This window comes from Dellaglioa sp. CoH-57-MRSF-19 (genome assembly GCF_056781975.1).
In genome coordinates this window covers 46,874-66,899 of the sequence record NZ_JBXAXW010000005.1, presented here as the reverse complement: position 1 = coordinate 66,899, position 20,026 = coordinate 46,874, and the positions used below count along the sequence as shown (strand labels likewise).

Below are 20,026 nucleotides of genomic sequence, written 5' to 3'. Positions count from 1 at the left end.
TTCGCCAAAAAAACGGACCTAACTTTGATTATTCAAAGTTAGGTCCGTTTTTAATTTATTTAATCAGCTAATGCATATTTTTGGATTGCTTTAGCAACACCTAACTCAACGTTAGTAGCAGTTACTGCTTGAGCATTATCTTTAACTTCTTGAATGGCGTTACCCATGGCAACACCTAGACCTGCTGCTTGGATCATTGATAAATCATTACCTTGATCACCAAGTGCCATAACCTCGTCTTTGGTGAAACCTAATTTATCAGCCAAGGACATAACGGCATTTCCCTTGCTGGCATTTTTGTTTAGGAGTTCTAAAAAGTAAGGTTCACTTTGAACGTAGTAATAATTATCGGTAATTTTTGCGGGTAATTCCTTAACGACACGTGTAATAACTTCAGGATAATCAATATACATCATTTTCGAAATGACGATATTCTTGTCCATTTCTTCAGGTTTTCGGAAACGAATAGGCATTTGAACTAAGAATGACTCTGCCACAGAATATTCACTGATATCAGCATTAGGTGTATACATTAATGCTTGATCTTCAGCATGAACATGGACGTTTAATTCACGACTTGTTTCTTCGATTATGTTGTAATCATTAATATCTAACGTATGATGAATTAAAACTTCACCAGAGCCTGAAACTTGAACTAAAGCACCGTTAAAAGTAATAACAAAATCATCATCTGATGTTAAACCGAGTTTTTCTAAGTATTTTGTAACGCCTGTTAAAGGACGTCCGGTACAAAGGACAACTTTGATGCCAGCAGCTTTAGCAGCTTTAATAGTAGTAATAGTTTCTGGGGCGATTTCTTTTTTATCATTAACGAGAGTACCGTCAATATCGATTGCGATTAATTTAATTGTCATGTTGTGTATTCTCCTTTGGGTTGATTAAAGTATCATTATTAAGATAAGTTCTAAATTGTGTATAAATGTCAGTGAATAAATCGTTCTCTGATTTTACTAATTCTCTTGGGAAGAAGAAACGACGGTCGCCTGATACTTTACCAGTAATAGAAGCAACGAGGTCACTGACGCTAGATAATTCAACAAGTGAACCATCTTCTTGAGCTAATTCGATTTGGGTGCGCGGCTTATCTTTGGTTGGATCATAGGCATCATAAGGTAAGTCGTAACTGTCATTTTCTGCCGTATAGTAGTCAGGTTGAAAGCCAGCTGATTCAATAAGACGTTCTAGAGTAGGTAATAAATCAACAGTCTCTTCATCAAATTTGATTGATTTAAATGGTTTGCGATCCAGGAAACGGACAGCTAAGTCACTTAAGATATTATCAGTATTTTGACGCCATTCCGTGAAGTAAGTGGTTAAAACACCGTCATCTAATTGTAAATAATCATCTAATGAAAATTCATTTTTAAAAAGTGGAATCAATAATTTTGGTGAATCCTCGGCACTTAAGCGATTATTTTCGTATAGGTATTTAGCCCGATTTAATAAATGACTTAAAATAACTTCCATTGATCTAGAAATAGGATGGAAATAAACTTGGACGTACATTTGGAATCGGCTGACAATATAATCTTCAACGGCATGCATCCCATTGATATCAAATGCAATCCCGCCTTTATAAGGACGCATCACACGTAAAATCCGAGTTAAGTCAAATGTACCATAATTTGTACCAGTGTAGTAAGAATCACGTAATAAGTAATCCATTCGATCAGCGTCTATTTGACTCGAAATCAATTGGACAACTTGTGGATTAGGGTACGTTTTTTGAATAACACTTGCCACTTTTTCTGGGAAATCAGCAGAAACTTTTGCTAAAACTTGATTAATCTCAGTTGATGGATCAGTTAAAATTTGAGCAGTGATAGCTTCGTGGTCCGTTTTGAAAATGTGCTCGAAAGTATGTGAGTATGGACCATGGCCGATATCGTGTAAAAGAGCAGCGCATAACGCCACTAATTTTTCGGAGTCGTCCCATAAACCGTCGCCAGCTTCTTTGCTTGGATAATTTCGTTGGAAATTATCGCAGATTCGACGTGTGATTTCATAAACACCCACGGAATGGGTGAAACGTGAATGTTCCGCTCCATGAAAAGTTAATGAAGTTGTACCGAGCTGTTTAATTCGGCGTAAACGTTGGAATTCTTTAGTATTAATTAAATCTAAAATAACTTGATGTTGCACATAAATGTAATCGTGAATAGGATCACGTAACACTTTTTCTCTAGCAAGTAACGGCGATTGTTCGAGCAATAGAATCCCTCCTCGAAAATTTAGATAGTAAATAAGTTCGTAATACTTCTATTATAACGAACATTCGTAATTTAGTCATGACATAATGATGATTATAGGTAACGACATTCATTTAAATCTAAGTTATAATACAGTGAAACGATAAGGTGAATGGAGGAATTAAGTTGTATGGCAATCACGTTAGATAAACAAATTGCGATCCATTTGGAAACAATTAAAACACAAGAAGGCGAAGTTGAACGCTATGTCATCGAAACAACGGGACAACTCGTTCGTTTAGGCGATGGGATGTATATCAGATATAAAGAAGAAGACGCAGAGTCTGGTAAAAAAAATCCAGTTACCTTTAAATTGCAAGATGATGGTGAAATTCAATTAACTCGAGAAACAGATGATATACGCACAAAATTAATTTTTTTAGCGCAAAAAAAAATTAATGGGGTTTATAAAACAGCGTATGGTCGTATTCCAATTGAAATTGAAACAACGCAATTAAAAAGTCAGTTAAATAGCCAACCAATTTCGGGATCACTTGATATTGATTATCGCTTAACAACAAGCGGTGAATTGTTGGGAGACTATAATATACGATTGCAATTTACGGCATAAAAATGTATGATTAAGAGTAGACTTTTGGAAAGGACGTGTGCTAGTTGGAGCTTAAACAATTCGATGGCCAAAACAAAGACGAGTTATCAATGATCGAGGTTGCTCACGCAATCTTATCGCAACATGGTGACGTCATGGGTTTTGCTGACTTAACTAATGAAATCCAAACATATCTTGGTAAAAATGATTTAGAAGTGAGAGATCGCTTATCACAATTTTACACAGATTTAAATGCTGATGGTAGCTTCATTTCACTTGGAGAGAACTTATGGGGATTACGTTCATGGTATCCCTTCGATTCAATCGATGAAGCTGTTGCTCATGTAGAAGATGAAGACGATGAAGATCGTCCTAAACGTAAAAAACGTAAGAAAGTTAATGCTTTCTTAGCAGATGCCGCTGATGATGATGACGTTATTGATTACAATGATGATGATCCTGAGGACGACGATTTAGATGCAACTTATGAAGATGACGACGAAGATGATGATGAAGATACAGAAATTAAAGGTTATGATAAAGATTTAGATGAAATAGCTGATAGTAATTCTGATGATGAAGAAGAATTACCAGAAGGTATTGAAGATCAATTATCTGAAATATCCGATGAAGATGCAGAAGACGACGAGGAAAATAATTAAAAGGACTTGACGATTTCGTCAAAACCCTGTAATATATTTTTTGGGCGCCTCGCAGGTATTTCTTGCGAGGACAAACGCACGGTTGATACAAGCTCCCTACACTGATTAGATTATTCTACTCGGCTTAGGGGGCTTGTTGTTTTTTATAGACATAATGAACAATAACTATCAGGCCACAAACACAGAATCCCCACAAAAATTAACCCAAAGGAGATTTATAATGACCAAATATATATTTGTTACAGGTGGCGTTGTTTCGTCAATTGGTAAAGGGATTGTTGCAGCATCTCTTGGCCGTTTATTAAAGAATAGAGGCTTGAAAGTTACTATTCAAAAGTTTGATCCTTATATCAATGTGGATCCAGGAACAATGAGTCCCTATCAACATGGGGAAGTTTTCGTAACTGATGATGGTACAGAGACTGATTTAGATCTTGGTCATTATGAACGTTTTATTGATATTAACTTAAATCAATATTCAAACGTAACGACTGGTAAAATTTATTCAGAAGTTTTACAAAAAGAACGTCGTGGTGATTATTTGGGTGCCACAGTTCAAGTTATACCACATATTACAAATACAATTAAAGAAAAAATTATGCGTGCTGGAACAACAACGGATTCTGATGTTGTAATTACTGAAATAGGTGGAACTGTTGGTGATATTGAATCATTGCCTTTCCTTGAAGCATTACGTCAAATGAAAGCTGATGTCGGTTCAGATAATGTTATTTATATTCATACAACATTGATTCCTTACCTAAAAGCTGCAGGTGAAATGAAAACGAAACCTACACAACATAGTGTTAAAGAATTACGCGGATTGGGTATTCAACCAGATATGTTGGTTGTTCGGACTGAAGAACATATCTCGCAAGATATGCGTAATAAATTAGCTAATTTCTGTGATGTTGAACCAGAAGCCGTTATTGAATCAATGGATGTTGATACATTATATACGATTCCTTTAGCGTTACAAAAACAAAAAATGGACCAAATCGTTGTTGATCATTTGAAATTAACAACACCAGAAGCAGATATGACTGAATGGCAAAAACTTGAAACACAAGTTTTAAATTTGAAGAAAACAATCAATATTGCGTTGGTTGGTAAATATGTTAAATTGCCAGATGCTTATATTTCTGTTGCCGAAGCATTGAAACATGCTGGATACACTGTTGATGCTGATGTTAAAATCACAATGGTTGATGCAGAAAAATTAGATGAAAGTAATATTGTTGAAACGTTGCAAGATGCTGATGGAATCATCGTTCCAGGAGGATTCGGTAATCGTGGACTTGAAGGGATGATTCTTTCAATTCAATATGCGCGTGAAAATAATGTTCCATTCTTAGGTGTTTGTCTTGGTATGCAAATGGCATGTATTGAATTTGCACGTAACGTTGTTGGGCTCCAAGGCGCACATTCAACTGAAGCTGTTCCAGAAACACCACATAACATTATCGACTTGATGACAGATCAAGAAGATGTTGAAGATATGGGTGGAACACAACGTCTTGGTTTATATCCATGTAAATTAAAACCAGGAACGGTAGCAGCTGCAGCTTATGATAATCAAGAAGTTATCCAAGAACGTCACCGTCATCGTTATGAATTTAATAACGAATACCGTGAACAACTTGCTGATAAAGGATTGGTTTTTGCTGGAACATCTCCAGATAATCGTTTAGTTGAAGTTGTTGAAATTCCTGAAAATAAATTCTTTGTGGCAGCTCAATACCATCCAGAATTTTTATCAAGACCACAACGTCCAGAAGGTTTATTCCAAGCCTTTGTGAACGCTACAGTTTAATAAATGTAATTGAAAGAGATAATAACAATTTGTTATTATCTCTTTTTTTATGTCTAAAAGGGTTGTATTTAATATGTGTACTATGTATTATAGTACACATGGATGAGGTGAGATAATTGCAAATTAATAAGACGAGTAGTAAACCGTTTTATGAACAATTGATATCAGGTATAAAAGAAGATATTTTTAAAGGAATTTTGCAGACAGAAGACAAGTTGCCGTCAGTTAGAGAAATGGCTAAAATTCATGAAATGAATCCAAATACGGTTAGTAAAGCGTATAAAGTTTTAGAATCACAGGATGTAATCGTGACAGTTAAAGGTCGAGGGACATATGTCAAAGCCAATAATGAGAGCAATCGCGATGAACGACAAATCCAAAAAAATCGTGAGGCATTGTTAGATACGATTAAAGAAGTGACCTATCTCGGTGTCCAAGAAGATGAGATTCAGGGTTGGGTTAAGTCGTATTTTGAAAAGGAGGACTAAGAATGGGATTTGAAATTAAAGGTTTATCAGAGAAAATTAGTGACAAAGAGATACTTAATGATATTAATATGTCTTTAGTCCCAGGGGAAATAGTGGGTCTAATTGGTCGTAATGGAGTTGGTAAAACAACCTTATTCAGATCAATTTCAGGCCAATACATACCAGATCAAGGTGATATTTTAATTGATGATCAATGGATGAAAGAAGATTCATCATTGAAGGAAAAACTCTTTTATTTAGATACACAGAATAATTTTTTAGACAGCTACACAATAGATAAGATTGTCGAATTCTATGAACTCGCTTATCAAACGTTTGATCGTCAAAAATATGATAATTGGGTCACAGAATACAACCTACCTAAACAAACAAAATATCGTCAATTTTCTAAAGGGATGCAAGGATTATTTAATATTATTTTGGCCTTTTCCACTGGTGCACCATATGTTATTTTAGATGAACCACTGGACGGGTTAGATGTAATTGTCCGTAAACAAGTTTTCCAAATTATTATTGATGCCGTTGCTGAAGACCAGCGAAGTGTACTTATTTCTTCACATAATTTAGAAGAATTAGATCGATTAATCGATCGCGCAATGGTTTTAAAAGATGGACATATTGTGAGTGATTATCGTTTGGAAGACACGCGTTCAGAATCACGAAAAGTTCAATTGGTGTTTAAATCAAAAGAAATTCCAGCTTTCATTAAAGAAAATAGCCGAGCAATGAGTATTCAAGGTCGTGTCGTCACTGTTTTATTTGAACACTATTCAGATGAAATTGAAGCTCAAATTGAAGCTGAAGATCCGGCATTATTCGAAGAATTACCGTTAACGTTGGAAGATTTATTCCGAGCAAGTCTTTCGGCTAAAGAAAATACCGGAGGTGGGAAGTAGTGACAGTTAATAGAAGATTGAATCAGATTATTTGGCAGAGATATAAGTGGATTGTTTTATCACTTGTTGCACTTATTGTGGTTGTTATGGGGTTTACACTACATAATTCGGTTGACACTACGGGAATAGACGCGGCCAATCTTACTTATACAGAGTTTGTTCAAAGTGAAAAAGATTCGGCAAAAGCGGATCATCGTAAAATAGGTTCAGTTAGCAGAGCAACATATGAAAAAAATAATATTAAAATAAAAGATGTAAGTATTCATGATGGTACATTTCAAAATGCAAAAACAGCACTAGTTATTTTTAGTCTGGGTGCTATCTTATTAGGGATATTTACTAATATGTATGATATGCAAACTAAATTTAATGAATTTATATTTTCAAGCTCATTTTCTAGAAAACGCATTTTCTTAAAAAAAATTGGTCTAATGTTACTACCTGCCTTACTTACTTTTATTGTAGGTTCAATTATAACAACATTTGTTGCTGATGTAGCTATCTCAGTAAGTAATCCAAATTTTATATCAGATAGAATGATACATTTATTCTTAGATAGTAGTCAATTGATTGCGCTATACAGTGTTGGCCTTGTGGTAGGTGTTTTAGTTCGTCGGGTTGTAGCATCTGTCGTCACTGCGTTGGGATTCACTGGCTCGGCCTTGATATGGTTTGCTTACTTTGAAGGATTCATTTTTGATCAAACGCAAGACATGTCTAATACTTATTATCTTGTACTAGGATTTATATACTTGATTGCTGGGTTATTGATGATAGTGATGGCAGTTCATTATTTCAACAAATTATCATTAGAACAGGATAGTCCTTATTTACAATTCGATTATTTAAAACTACCACTACTCATTTTTACAACGGCTTATATAGCTATTTTAATGGCTGTAGTTAATTATGATACAATTGGGGAAAAAATAGGATATGGCTTGATAAGCGGCTGTATTACAGTCATTGTTGCTTATATTGTTATTTATCGTCCACAAAATATTAGTCAAAAATTGCAACGTATTTTTTCGAAAAATAAAAAATAAAAGTAAAATGGCTACCTATTTCTCTAAGAATAGGTAGCCATTTTGACCTTACAGACTTGTTAGTATGTAATAAAAGGGAATTGTGCTAAACTACTGTTTATAGGAATGTAAAAGCAATTATTGGGAGGGATTCAATTTGAAAGAAATGTTAACAATAAACAATTTAACTAAAAGTTTCGGTAAAAAGGTAGTCCTCAAAGGTATTAATTTTACAATCGCAGAAGGTGAGATTGTTGGGCTTGTTGGTGCTAATGGCGCTGGTAAAACAACCATCATGAAATCAATTCTTGGATTATCAAATTACCAAACTGGAGAAATAACAATTGACGGTAAAATTGTATCAACAACTAGCCATCAAGGGTTAGAAGAAGTTGGTGCCTTAATTGAATATCCTGGTATCTATCCATTTTTAAGTGGCTATGATCATTTAAAATTATTCTCTGAAATCAATACCAAAGAAGAATTAGATGAAATTGTTGCTGATTTGCATATGACAGATTACATTAATCGTAAAGCTAAATCATATTCATTAGGAATGAAGCAAAAATTAGGAATTGCATTAGCTTTATTAAATAGACCAAGATTAATTATTTTAGATGAACCTATGAACGGATTAGATCCTCAAGCAACACGTGATGTCCGCGAACTTGTTTTAAAGTTATCTAAACGCGGGACAGCGTTCTTGATTTCAAGTCATATTTTAGGTGAATTAGAGAAAATTGTTGATCACTTTATTATTTTAAATGAAGGTAAAATAATGAAAGCAATGTCTACTACTGAATTAAGTGATAGTAGTAAGCGATATGTTTTACTAGAGACGACGTCAAACGAGCAAGCTAAAGTTCTTTTAAAGGCCGCTAATTATGAATTGGCAGTTGATCAAACAGTTAAAGTAAAGGTAGACGAACAAGATACTTTAGCAAATATTATCCAAGTGCTCTACGATAATAAAATTCAAATAAATGATGTACGTCATCAAGAACATGATATGGAAGAATCACTATTGAATTTATTAGATAGTAATGACGGAGGTAAGGCTTAATGTTAACTTTAGTTAAACAAGAATTATTTAAGTTAGGTAAAAAGAAATCTACAGCGATTATATCAGCGATATTACTTGTTTTTATTTTTGGGGTAGCACTTTTAACAAAAATATATAGTTCGATTTTCGATCCAGCAAGCATGGTACAAAGTGGATTTGGATCTATTCAATTAATTATTTTCATTTTAATTGCGTCAGCAAGTGTTATTATTGCTATGGAAACACAGTTTGGTACAATTAAGGATTTGCTTTATCGGAAATATTCACGTGGAGCTGTTTTAGCTAGTAAATGGCTTACAATATTAATCTATTCGATTTATTTGAATGTTTTAATATTCGTGGCTTCAATTATAGCTAAATTAGTGCTTTTACCAATGGTATCCTTGTCAGATAAAATAGATAACCAAACGATTGTTATGTCTTTAATAACAACGTTAGTGGGGAATTTTATTAGTACCTGGTTGATTTTAAGTTTGGTATTATTATTGGCTAGTATCTTTAGTAGTTCAGGTGCTTCGATTGCAGCTGGTATTGTTTTTTATTTCTTAACATCTATTTTATCAGGAATCCAAATGTTAGCTATTGCTAAATGGGATTGGATTAAATGGAATCCACTTAATATGATGAATTTAAGTAATCAGTGGGCAGACGGACAGGAGTTTGAAAAACTAACTCAATTAACGAATAACGAATTGATTATAGGTAATCTAGCTTATACGGCACTATTTTTATTTTTAGGTTATTTTGTTTTCAAACGTAAAAATGTTTAAAAAAAGTGTATCGTCAATTAATTTTTGACGATACACTTTTTTTGTCCAATAATTATGAGTAGCTTAAAATGACTATTACTAAAGATACAAGTCAAATACTGCAATCTGTGGAGGTACTAGGAATCGAGCTGAGATTCGAGATGTTCCAATACCACTATTAACATATAATTTTGTATTGTTCTTTAGTGTATAAAGGCCACTAGAGTAGCCACCATCTCCGTCATGATCAGATAATAATCCTTTATTAGTGAAAGGAATACGAATTTGGCCACCATGTGTGTGACCACTTAAAATTAAATCGACGGTATTAAATGAACCATTTGACAAACTAGGTTCATGAGCCATTAAAATATGGTACGTTGAATTGGATTTATCAGGAGCTACTGTCGTTTGGACATCGGGGATACCTAATTGAGAGTCATCTACACCACCCAACCAAATGGATGAATTTCCACCTACATTGATAGTCGTTGAACTATTTTTAAGGACAGTAAAACCACCTTGATTCATTACAGTAGTGTAAACTCTGGCTGCACCGCCACCGTAATCTTTATTTCCATATACTGCGTATTTTCCATAGGTTGATTTAATTTCACTTAGTTTTTGAACAATAGCTGTTACGGGATGGTATTGATTGTAATTGCTGAATAAATCACCTGTAAATAAGACCAAATCTGGTTTTTCTTGATTGATTTTATTAACAATTTTTCCGAAATTTTCAGGTGTATAATCATCTGCTATTTCGACATCACTAATTTGCACAATTTTAAGTTTCTTTTTAGTAGTATCTGCCTTATTTAAAGCAATATTTTTAACGACAACGCGGTAAGGCTCTATTTTAAATGCGTAAAAGGTACATGCGGCACTTACTATTAATAGGATGAAAATGACACTTAATATTTTTTTCTTCGTGATAGTATCATGCCTCCGTTTGATTAGTTAACTAAAAAAACCTACAGTAAGATTTTTAGTCTAAAACTGTAAGTTCTTCTTAAAACCTATATGGTTAGTTTTATTTATGAAATCCAAGAACTAATAGCTGACCAGATAGCGTTAAAAAATGAAACAATTGCGTCCCAAATTTTTTGTAGGAAGTTTCGATTTTCAGCTGTGTCTAATTTGCTGAAAATATCTTTAGCACCATCTTGAATATTTGTTGCAACTTTACTTGCTTGTGATTTGAAATTTGATGAATCTAAAGCACCTGAATCACGAATCTTGATTAACACGGCAATAATATCTTGTTTTTGATTATCAGTAATGACATTTGTTAAGTTATTATTTGTGATTTGGTTATTTACAATAGTAGTAATTTGATTATTTGTAATAGAACTACCTTCTTTAGCCATATCATTTTTAGCACCGGCTACAGCGTTATTCAATTGTGAATCAGTATACCCATCTTTGCTTTTATTGGCTTGTGTAATGTCACTTAAAGTCGACATTTCATTTTGTGCGGCAGTGACTTGTTTTGTATTTAGAGCGTCCCCGTTTGTAGCGAAGGCTGCATAAACACCAGCTAAAGCACCTGATCCATCTATTGGTGTAGCAGAAGTGACATAGATATTGGCATCAGTTACACCAGCTGTTAATGCGGCGTTTTTATATTGGTTTTCTGTAATTGTGGTGATGTTATTTTTACCATTGTAGTCTAAAATTTCAACGTTGATACCAGAACCACTGCTCGTTTTTTGAACCATAGCAGATGACCAGACACCTGAAGTTGATGTAAATGAGCCACCAGAACTATTGAGATATTTAACTAAAGTTGCGCCATTTACGGGTAATGTCGAATATGAAGAACTACCGTTTAAGCTAGCTGTTAAAGTTGAAAGTGTTCCTGATTTTTGTGAATCTGTTAAACTTGTTCCTAATGTGACAACTGGATTTGACCAGTCAGTTGTTGTGCCCGATGTTGATGAAGCTGAGCTTGAATCATTAGTTGCAGCAGAGGCAACAGATCCTAGACTCAAGACAGCTAATGTTGTAAGAGTTACTGTATAAATTAATTGTCTGAATTTCATAATGGTTTGCTCCTTAAATAGCATGTATTTTAATTTTATTATACCTATCTGATGAAGGAATCATAATAATTGAGTTTGAATAATAGAAAAAATTAAGATTTATCATCATTGAGAGATTTCTTTGTAAGTGAGACAATGAGCGCATCATTTAATCTAGCAACATAATTTTGAGTAGTATGGTATGACTAATTTAAATAAAACTAACGACTGAATGGGAGAATAACGATGACAAAAAAGATGACGGATACCTTTAGATTCAGGCGGGGATTGGAATTGAAAAATAGAATCTTAATGGCGCCAATGACCGTTAAGATGAGCTACTATGATGAAGTTGTTACACATGATGAATCAGATTATTATGCACTACATTCAGGCGAAGTTGGGGCTGTTATTACGGCAGCTACCAGTGTCCAAGCAAATGGAAAAGGTTGGGAAGGCTCACTTGCCATCTATGATGATAAGTTTATTCCCGGGCTAACGAGATTGGCATCGGCAATCAAAAAGAATGGGACTAAAGCTATTTTACAAATTTTCCATGCGGGTCGTATGACAAATTCAACGGTACTTAGAGGACAATTACCAGTTTCAGCCAGTGCTGTTGCGGCAGAAAGACCAGACGCAGAAATTCCTAAAGCATTGTCAGAAACTGAAATTTTAGAGTTGATTGAATCCTTTAAATCAGCAACAAAACGAGCAATTAAAGCGGGATTTGATGGCGTTGAACTGCATGGTGCGAATACGTATTTACTACAACAATTTTTTTCACCACACTCAAATAGACGTCATGATGCTTGGGGTGGCACGCTTGATAAGCGATTTAAATTCATTAATGATGTAGTTGATGGTGTTATTGAGAGTGTTGATCAATCAGGTGTAAAAGATTTTATTGTTGGTTACCGCTTTTCGCCTGAAGAATATGAAAAGCCAGGTATTAGTATGGAAGATTCAATGATTTTGATTGATAAACTTGCTGATAAAAAATTAGATTATCTACATATCTCATTAGGTAAGTATAATAGTGTTTCGAGAAATATAAATTTCAATGAAAAATCAAGAATGGATTATGTCCAAGAAAAGATAAATGGTCGTGTTCCATTAATCGGGGTAGGAGATGTTCGGACTCGGGAAGATGTTAATGGTGTTTTGGCTAACGCTGATTTAGTAGCCGTTGGTCGTTCACTCTTAATTGATCCTAAGTGGACATCAAAGTTATTGAATGGACAAGAAGAAACTATAAAAAGAACCTTAGCTAAAAATGATCGGGAAAAATTAATGGTTAGCGATGGTGCTGTTGAATTTTTAAAAGATATGATGCCTGAGCGGTTAGTTGATTAAAAAACAAAACTAAATCTAGACAAATAGTGTGTTGCAAATTTAATTTGCCGCATGCTATTTTTAGTTGCGGCCCTTTCAACTAGCGGTTGCCTGTTGCACCCCTTGCTGTATGCTAATATTTGAGATGTTAAATAGAGGAAAGAAGGTTATAGGGATGAAAATTATATTTGCGGAACAACTCGTTAAAATACGTAAAGAGAAAAAAATGTCACAAGAAGAATTGGCAAATCAATTGTTTGTATCAAGACAAGCTGTATCAAAATGGGAAACAGGAGAAGCTGAACCTGATTTGGGAAAAATTGAATCGGTAGCCAAAATTTTAGACGTCCCTGTAGAAATATTACTTTTTGGTGGCGATGCCAGTGAAAAAAACGTCAGAGTTTAAAACTAGAATTAAACGATTTATAGAAGAAGATGAATCAGATAAAGATTGGCACGAAAATCATAGATGGCGTGAGTGGCAATATAAACCGATTAATAATGGGTGGGAATTCCTAGCTCGCTATTACTGGATTATTTTTGCACTCATTGGCATGATTGCATGGGGGATTATGGGTCTAAAATAGATATGATAATAAAGAAGCTTTCAATACTTGTCTACAAACAAGTATTGAAAGCTTCTTTATTTTACCGGAACAACTTTTATTTCAGTTGAGTCATCATGAATGACAATGTATAACGTTTGAGTTTCTTCTTTATCAAAGAAACCGAGATTAATACAGGGTAAACCATCGATTTCTTCCACGCCAACGAAACGATCCGTAAATATCTGACGAACCATTTTACCCATTTCTTTATGGGCATTTGCTTTAGCGGCAGCTGTTTTAAGTGTAAATCCAGAGTCTAAGTAAGATTTAATTAATCGAATAATTGATAAGGTATGGTAAGAATATTTTCTATTCTGATTTTTATTAGTATTAATAGAATCAATAAAGCCTTTTTGTTCCCAATAACGAATTTGACTCTGAGTGAGCCCAGTTGTTTCGGCAATTTCACCGATTCCGATTGAAAATGTATCATTCTTCATAATAACGGCCATTCTTTTTGCATAATCTTTAATGTTTGCAATATCGTCCATATCTGCCAAACGAATATACCTCCTAAATAAAAATTTATCTAACAATCTCATTGTGATGTTTACTATACTGATTATATATATATTAAAACGTTTGTCAACTTACTTGACATTAAAGCGAGATAGTCTTATATTAGTCTTCGAAGATAAATTAAAGAAAAAGAAGGTTTTAAGTATGGATGGATTAGATGCAAAGGGTAAACCATATAATCGCCCCATGCTAATTGCAATTTTATTAGTAGGGACATTTTGTACGGTTTTGAATCAAACAATTTTAGCAACTGCATTTCCAACATTAATGGATGAATTTGACGTAACAACGTCAACTGTTCAATGGTTAACAACAGGATTTATGTTAGTCAACGGGATTTTAATTCCAGTTAGTGCATGGTTAAGTAGTCGTGTAAATACCAAATGGTTATACATAGGTGCTATTGGTATCTTTGAATTAGGAACAGTTTTAGCATTTATCGCACCTAATTTTGGGGTATTGTTAACAGCTCGCTTAGTTCAAGCAGTCGGTGTTGGGGTAACAATGCCTTTATTACAAACGATTATGCTTTCAATTTTCCCACCCGAAAAACGTGGTGCTTCAATGGGACTTGCCGGTTTAGTTATCGGACTAGCTCCTGCAATTGGACCTACACTTTCAGGTTGGGTTATTGATAATGCTTCATGGCGTGATCTTTTTGGTATGATTATTCCATTAGTAGGAATTGTTTTTGTGGCTTCTTTCTGGTTTATGAAACCGGTCATCAAAACACACAAATCTAAAATTGATGTCTTATCATTGATTTTATCAACAATTGGATTTGGTGGCTTACTTTATGGATTCTCAACAGTTGGAGATAACGGCTGGGGAAGTACCTCAGTACTTAGTTTCCTTGTTGTGGGTGTTATTTTTATTGGTTTATTCATATGGCGTCAATTAACAATGGAAAATCCTTTCTTGGAATTACGTGTTTTTGCTTCCCAAGAATACACAATTGCAGCCGTTTTAAGTTCAATTGTTAACATGGCTATGATCGGTGTTGAAATGATTCTACCAATGTATCTCCAAATTGTACGTGGAGATAGCGCATTTGAGTCAGGATTAACCTTATTGGCTGGTGCTTTAATGATGGGGATTATGAGTCCGATAACGGGACGATTATTCGATATTTATGGTGCTAAGAAATTGGCAACTGGTGGTATGTTCTTATTAACACTTGGTACAATTCCATTCGTTTTCTTAACAAAAGATACGCCAACTTTATACATCACAATTATGTATGCAGTTCGTATGTTTGGGATTTCAATGGTTATGATGCCAACAACAACATCAGGGATGAATGCATTACCAGCTAACTTGATGGGTCATGGAACGGCTGTTAATAATACAGCTCGTCAAATCGCAAGTTCAATCGTAACAGCGGTTATGATTTCCGTTCTAACAAATGTAACAACAGCTGCATTACCAGCTAAATCAATGCTTAAATCGGCACCATTAGATTACAAAACAAAAGCTATTGATGCGACATTAAGTGGTTATCATGCTGCCTTTATCATCGCAGTCGTTTTCTGTGTGGTTGGGCTCGGATTTTCATTCTTCTTAAAATCAAAACAACAAGTTTTAAAAAATGGAGGTAATAAATAATGATTATTTTATTATTAATTCTTTCAATTATTTTATTCTTCCTTACGTGGAACCTCATCCGTAATAATGTACTGAGCTACATTTTAGGTGGCATTTTTGCACTTTGTATTATTCTTACAGGTGGCTTAATTGTTGCTAACTACAGTGCACATTATGGAATGGAAAAAGTAACGACAACTAAGACAGAACAATTAGCTTCTAGTTCTAAAGAGATGGACATGTTACTATATCAGCCTATCGGTACAGATGGATCTGAAAAAGTCGTTATTTATAAAAATACGGCATCACAAAAGAAAACAAAGGCAACTAAGACAGACGATACAACTAGCAAGATTGTTGAAAATGCTAAGAGTAACAAATTAGTTACTAAAGAAACCCGTTGGACTTATAAAGGTAATGGGTATCGATTAATGTTTGGTATCGCTAATAACGATAAAACTTTAGTAAAACGTACGCATACATTCTACGTTAAAAAGAGTTGGACAACATTAACGGTTAAGCAAGCTAAGGCCATGCCTAAAATTGCTAAAGTAGAAGCAGCTAAAATGAATACAAAGGCAGGAAAAGCTAAACTTGCTGCGGATGGTGCTACTTTTGTTAAAGCAGCTGTCACAAATGCTATGATGAAAGATGCATCAATCTCGAAAGCTGATCAAGCTAAGATTGCAGAACAAGCAACAACAATTTTCAAGGCACAAACAAAAGCAAAAGTAATGCAAAACGTATTAAAAGAAGTTAAAGAAATTAAATAAACCGTTATTTATTTAGTAACCACACTAGTTTATCCAACTAATGTGGTTATTTTTTTAAATTAAAACGTGAATTATAAAATAAACAATGCTATAATACGTTAATGGCATAAACGATAAAGGAGTTTCTTTGAATGAAAAAGAAAATTATAATTTGGATTGTCAGTATTTTAGTGTTATTAGCGGTTGCAATTACAGGGGGTAGTTTCTATCTCTATCACTATGCCATTCAAAATACAGAAAAAACATTAACGGGAACATCAAAAGGAACACCAAAGCGAACAATTGAAGCAAAAAAATGGTTGGCCAGTACTAAAAAAGAAAACTGGACAGAAACATCAGCAGGTGAAAATTTAAAATTAGTTGCTGACTATGTACCGGCGGCAACTAAATCTTTAAAAACAGTTGTTGTGGCACATGGTTACATGGAAAATAAAGAAAGTATGGCTTCATATATAAAATTATTTCATGATAATGGCTATAACGTTTTAGCGCCAGATGATCGAGGCCAAGGTAAAAGTCAGGGCGATTATATTGGTTTCGGATGGAAAGATCGCTTAGATTACATTAAATGGACCAAAAAATTAATTGCCGAAAAGGGAACAGATCAAAAGATTGGCTTGTTTGGAGTTAGCATGGGTGGTGCTACTGTCATGATGATGAGTGGTGAAAAGTTACCAACTCAAGTTAAAGCAATTGTTGAAGATTGTGGTTATACAAATGTTGAAGATTTGTTAGCTTATCAATTGAAACTCCAATTCAATTTACCAAAAGAACCATTAATAACAACTTCTAGTTGGGTAACTCAGTTACGTGCGGGCTACTCTTTTGCAGAAGCTGACTCTGTTAAACAATTAAAGAAAAATAAATTACCAACATTATTCATTCATGGCGACAAGGATGATTTCGTTCCTAGCGCAATGGTTTATGACAACTACAAAGCCTCAGCAGGTACGAAGGAATTGTGGATTGTGAAGGGCGCAGGTCACGGAAAAGCGTTCAGTAAGGATCCAGAATTATATACTAAAAAAGTCGTTAAGTTTATGAATGATAATTTAGATTAATAATAAAATCATTTATTTTTTAAATAACATCAAAAAGTGTGGGGGTACCCTCTATTTTTGATGTTTTTTTTTGTCTGTATCATGCTATCATATTAGTTATTATAGATGAACTTTGGGGAAAATAGGTGGGGGCCAACATGAAAATTAATAATAAATTAAAATTAACACTACTAACTTTTGGGTTATTCTTTTTAGTTAATGTAACAAGTATCAAGGCAGATGCGGATTATGATTCTGCAAAAGCATCAGCACCTCGAGCAATTTTAATGACAAATTTATTCCAGACGGGTACTGGTGCTGGAGTAGTAGCAACTAGTGGTATGGTCGAATTAACCGATACCAATAAAGATCCTAATTCGACTAATCTGGCTGCTAAAACGATGGTTAAAATTACGGATGCTAAGAATCAAAAAGCAGCAATTTGGTCAACAGACGAAAATTCATTTGATATTAATACAAGTAGTAAAGCTTCTATGTGGATTTATTTTGGTAGCAAAACGAATACTGCTGGGGATGGGATGGCACTTGTTTTTCAAAATGATGCAAAAGGAAATGCTGCTATTGCAACTAAAGCAGGTGAAACGTTAGGTGTTTGGGGAGACGATTCAGTGGGTACGGGATCCCCCAATAATACTGCTAGAGGCGCTATTCAAAATAGTTGGGCGCTAGAATTTGATACTCATTTGAATAATGGTAATAGTTCAGGAAACGGATTTGATTTAGATCCTAGTTTAGCACCTAACCATATTGGTAGTGGGTATCCAGCTGTTGAGGCAACATACACGGATAATCATACAATCTCTTCTTCAGTTAAACTAAATCATTTAGGCCTTATTAATTATAATGGGTTCTTATCAAATCGGGCATGGCATCATGTGACAATTGATTATAAATCAGTGAGTGCGAGTGCTGGGTCAATGACATATACGATTGATGATAAAAAACCAATTTCAGGAACAGAAGACTTGGATCCTACTGAAGATACAAGTCAGACAGGGCAGACGGCAAGTGTTCCAATTGATAAATCGAAATTTAATTCTACAACGGGTAAAATCCGTTGGGGATTTACAGGGTCAACGGGTGACTCTTTTGAAAATAACTTAGTTATGTTTGAAACTGTACCAGGTCTTGTTAATGCGACTGCGGTACAAACTATGACGGATATTACACAAAATAACAAGGATGTCTCGGCTAATGGAGAAGTAAAAGCTGGAGATAAAGTAAAATTCAACACTACCGTAACTTACGATAGTGGAAAACAATCGTGGACAGGCATAGGTGGATATTTAAAATACCCGGCTAATAATATAAAATGGACTGGGTATGAAATACCTAACGATTTTGGTACAGGAAAATTTCCTAGTAATATCTATGGAAGTGACCCTGCTGGGTTATCCGGCGCGCAAATACCTGAATTATCTACACCTGGACAAAGTTCACATATTTCATTTATCGGTGAAGTAATGCCAGTTGAAGTGGATACACCAGTGACTGTTTCAGCAGGTCAATTCATCGGAAGCAATGCAATGATTGATTCTAATCCTATTAGCTATACGATTAAAGCATCACCAAAAACAGCCTTAACGATTGATGGCCTTAAAGATATTGATATTAATTATGGAACGGATGCGACGATTAGTGGAACGGTAAAATCTAGTTTAGGTGGAACTTTTGCTAAAGGAACAACGGCCAGTGTGACACTTAATGAGGATACAACACCTATTAAGGGTGATGTCGCAACGGATGGTACATTTAACGTAACGATTCCAAAGGACAAACTAACCACTGGCGAATATTCTTATAATGTTCAAGTAACAGATCCAGATGGTAATACGACGCAAAAATATACACAAAAAATTAATATTAAACCCGTTTTAACTTTAAATGATAATAAAGGAACCGTTGTAGCGCCATATACATTGATTTTCCAAGTAGCTGATAATAGTGCAGCGTTAACAACGTACTATAAAGAAGGAAGTACTGGAACACCTGTTGAATTAGAAAAATATACAAATACTAAACCAGGTTCGACACAAGATCATAGTGTAGCACTAGATACAACTAAGTTTGCCATTGGAACGCACGAGTTAACTATTTATTCGGTTGATTCTGAAGGAAACATTTCTAATAACCAAACAATCTCTGTTGTCGTAGGATTGTTGAGTATTTCATCAGATGATTCAATTAATTTTAATAATAAAATACCAGCGAAAAGAAGTATTTTAAACCGTGCTTCAAGCTATATGCTTAAGTTAGAAACGTCAGCAGCTAAAAACTGGACATTGTCTGTGACTGCAGGACCACTAACTGCAGCAAGTGATAAAAGTACTTTAAAGCATTCAACTATTGGGTTTCGTAATTCAAATCAGGAAAACACGTTACCGCTTTCTCCAACGTATGGTACAATAGTGTCTACAGGAGTAGGTCAAGCAACTACGGTTGAAAAAAGTTGGTCAGCAGATTCTGGAATTGTATTGGATGTTGAACCAAGTGAAATTAAAGTAGCTGAAACCTATAGTTCTGAATTAGATTGGACGCTAACGAATGTACCAAATAATTAATAATAAACTTAATTGTCGGTTAAATTCAAATGTCCGGGGGGAGAT

20 protein-coding genes are annotated in these 20,026 nt (G+C 34.6%); 15 read left to right on the top strand and 5 right to left on the bottom strand.

What is annotated here, in order from left to right; genetic code table 11:
• Positions 1-59: 59 nt before the first annotated feature.
• Together yidA and AC1RO3_RS06310 are read right to left on the bottom strand one after the other, a co-directional pair.
• Positions 60-875 carry a sugar-phosphatase gene (gene yidA / locus AC1RO3_RS06315; protein ID WP_409021948.1) on the bottom strand — a complete coding sequence of 272 codons (816 nt, stop codon included), beginning with the start codon at positions 873-875 and terminating at the stop codon, positions 60-62.
• The gene (locus AC1RO3_RS06310) at positions 865-2,232 is read right to left on the bottom strand and encodes an HD domain-containing protein (RefSeq protein WP_481761777.1); all 1,368 of its coding nucleotides are present in this window, start codon (positions 2,230-2,232) and stop codon (positions 865-867) included. Before AC1RO3_RS06310 ends, yidA begins: the two co-directional genes overlap by 11 nt.
• A 168-nt stretch (positions 2,233-2,400) precedes the next feature.
• Here AC1RO3_RS06310 and AC1RO3_RS06305 point away from each other — a divergent pair, with 168 nt between their 5' ends.
• The 8 genes from AC1RO3_RS06305 (at position 2,401) to AC1RO3_RS06270 (ending at position 9,537) form a co-directional block, all read left to right on the top strand.
• Positions 2,401-2,841 (top strand): YwiB family protein, encoded by a 441-nt coding sequence (locus AC1RO3_RS06305; RefSeq protein WP_481761776.1) that lies wholly within the window; start codon positions 2,401-2,403, stop codon positions 2,839-2,841.
• Between the two features lie 44 nt (positions 2,842-2,885).
• Positions 2,886-3,482, top strand: coding sequence for a DNA-directed RNA polymerase subunit delta (rpoE, locus tag AC1RO3_RS06300; protein ID WP_481761775.1), 597 nt, complete (start codon positions 2,886-2,888; stop codon positions 3,480-3,482).
• Positions 3,483-3,702: 220 nt separating this feature from the next.
• Positions 3,703-5,295 (top strand): CTP synthase, encoded by a 1,593-nt coding sequence (locus AC1RO3_RS06295; protein ID WP_481761774.1) that lies wholly within the window; start codon positions 3,703-3,705, stop codon positions 5,293-5,295.
• 116 nt (positions 5,296-5,411) lie between these two features.
• Positions 5,412-5,783, top strand: coding sequence for a GntR family transcriptional regulator (locus AC1RO3_RS06290; RefSeq protein WP_481761773.1), 372 nt, complete (start codon positions 5,412-5,414; stop codon positions 5,781-5,783).
• A gap of 2 nt (positions 5,784-5,785) precedes the next feature.
• Complete coding sequence (locus AC1RO3_RS06285) at positions 5,786-6,679, top strand: ATP-binding cassette domain-containing protein (protein ID WP_481761772.1); 894 nt, start codon at positions 5,786-5,788, stop codon at positions 6,677-6,679.
• Positions 6,679-7,725, top strand: a complete 1,047-nt coding sequence (locus AC1RO3_RS06280; protein ID WP_481761771.1) for a hypothetical protein — start codon at positions 6,679-6,681, stop codon at positions 7,723-7,725. The genes AC1RO3_RS06285 and AC1RO3_RS06280 overlap by 1 nt, the downstream gene beginning before the upstream one ends.
• A 145-nt stretch (positions 7,726-7,870) precedes the next feature.
• Positions 7,871-8,767 carry an ABC transporter ATP-binding protein gene (locus tag AC1RO3_RS06275; protein WP_481761806.1) on the top strand — a complete coding sequence of 299 codons (897 nt, stop codon included), beginning with the start codon at positions 7,871-7,873 and terminating at the stop codon, positions 8,765-8,767.
• Positions 8,767-9,537: an ABC transporter permease gene (locus tag AC1RO3_RS06270; protein ID WP_481761770.1), complete on the top strand. Its 771-nt coding sequence runs from the start codon at positions 8,767-8,769 to the stop codon at positions 9,535-9,537. Before AC1RO3_RS06275 ends, AC1RO3_RS06270 begins: the two co-directional genes overlap by 1 nt.
• Before the next feature lie 78 nt (positions 9,538-9,615).
• On the opposite strand, the gene AC1RO3_RS06265 is transcribed toward AC1RO3_RS06270, so the two are convergent.
• Both AC1RO3_RS06265 and AC1RO3_RS06260 read right to left on the bottom strand, forming a co-directional pair.
• Entirely contained in the window at positions 9,616-10,299 is a 684-nt protein-coding gene (locus AC1RO3_RS06265; RefSeq protein WP_481761769.1) for a metallophosphoesterase, read from the bottom strand.
• 254 nt (positions 10,300-10,553) lie between these two features.
• Positions 10,554-11,561 carry a DUF1002 domain-containing protein gene (locus tag AC1RO3_RS06260; RefSeq protein WP_481761768.1) on the bottom strand — a complete coding sequence of 336 codons (1,008 nt, stop codon included), beginning with the start codon at positions 11,559-11,561 and terminating at the stop codon, positions 10,554-10,556.
• Between the two features lie 225 nt (positions 11,562-11,786).
• Between AC1RO3_RS06260 and AC1RO3_RS06255 the strand changes: the two genes are divergently transcribed.
• From AC1RO3_RS06255 to AC1RO3_RS06245, 3 genes are all read left to right on the top strand, one after another.
• A complete protein-coding gene (locus AC1RO3_RS06255) occupies positions 11,787-12,896 on the top strand; it encodes an NADH-dependent flavin oxidoreductase (RefSeq protein ID WP_481761767.1) in 1,110 nt (369 codons plus the stop codon).
• Positions 12,897-13,050: 154 nt separating this feature from the next.
• Positions 13,051-13,281, top strand: coding sequence for a helix-turn-helix domain-containing protein (locus AC1RO3_RS06250; protein WP_481761766.1), 231 nt, complete (start codon positions 13,051-13,053; stop codon positions 13,279-13,281).
• The gene (locus tag AC1RO3_RS06245) at positions 13,259-13,462 is read left to right on the top strand and encodes a hypothetical protein (RefSeq protein ID WP_481761765.1); all 204 of its coding nucleotides are present in this window, start codon (positions 13,259-13,261) and stop codon (positions 13,460-13,462) included. Before AC1RO3_RS06250 ends, AC1RO3_RS06245 begins: the two co-directional genes overlap by 23 nt.
• 56 nt (positions 13,463-13,518) lie before the next feature.
• Here AC1RO3_RS06245 and AC1RO3_RS06240 read toward each other — a convergent pair whose 3' ends face one another.
• Complete coding sequence (locus tag AC1RO3_RS06240) at positions 13,519-13,974, bottom strand: MerR family transcriptional regulator (RefSeq protein ID WP_481761805.1); 456 nt, start codon at positions 13,972-13,974, stop codon at positions 13,519-13,521.
• A gap of 172 nt (positions 13,975-14,146) precedes the next feature.
• On the opposite strand from AC1RO3_RS06240, the gene AC1RO3_RS06235 reads away from it, so the two are divergent.
• The 4 genes from AC1RO3_RS06235 (at position 14,147) to AC1RO3_RS06220 (ending at position 19,981) form a co-directional block, all read left to right on the top strand.
• Positions 14,147-15,607 (top strand): MDR family MFS transporter, encoded by a 1,461-nt coding sequence (locus AC1RO3_RS06235; RefSeq protein WP_481761764.1) that lies wholly within the window; start codon positions 14,147-14,149, stop codon positions 15,605-15,607.
• Complete coding sequence (locus tag AC1RO3_RS06230) at positions 15,607-16,359, top strand: DUF4811 domain-containing protein (RefSeq protein ID WP_481761763.1); 753 nt, start codon at positions 15,607-15,609, stop codon at positions 16,357-16,359. The genes AC1RO3_RS06235 and AC1RO3_RS06230 overlap by 1 nt, the downstream gene beginning before the upstream one ends.
• A gap of 131 nt (positions 16,360-16,490) precedes the next feature.
• Positions 16,491-17,420 (top strand): alpha/beta hydrolase, encoded by a 930-nt coding sequence (locus AC1RO3_RS06225; protein ID WP_481761762.1) that lies wholly within the window; start codon positions 16,491-16,493, stop codon positions 17,418-17,420.
• Between the two features lie 137 nt (positions 17,421-17,557).
• Positions 17,558-19,981, top strand: a complete 2,424-nt coding sequence (locus AC1RO3_RS06220) for a hypothetical protein (protein ID WP_481761761.1) — start codon at positions 17,558-17,560, stop codon at positions 19,979-19,981.
• The last annotated feature ends 45 nt before the right edge of the window (positions 19,982-20,026 follow it).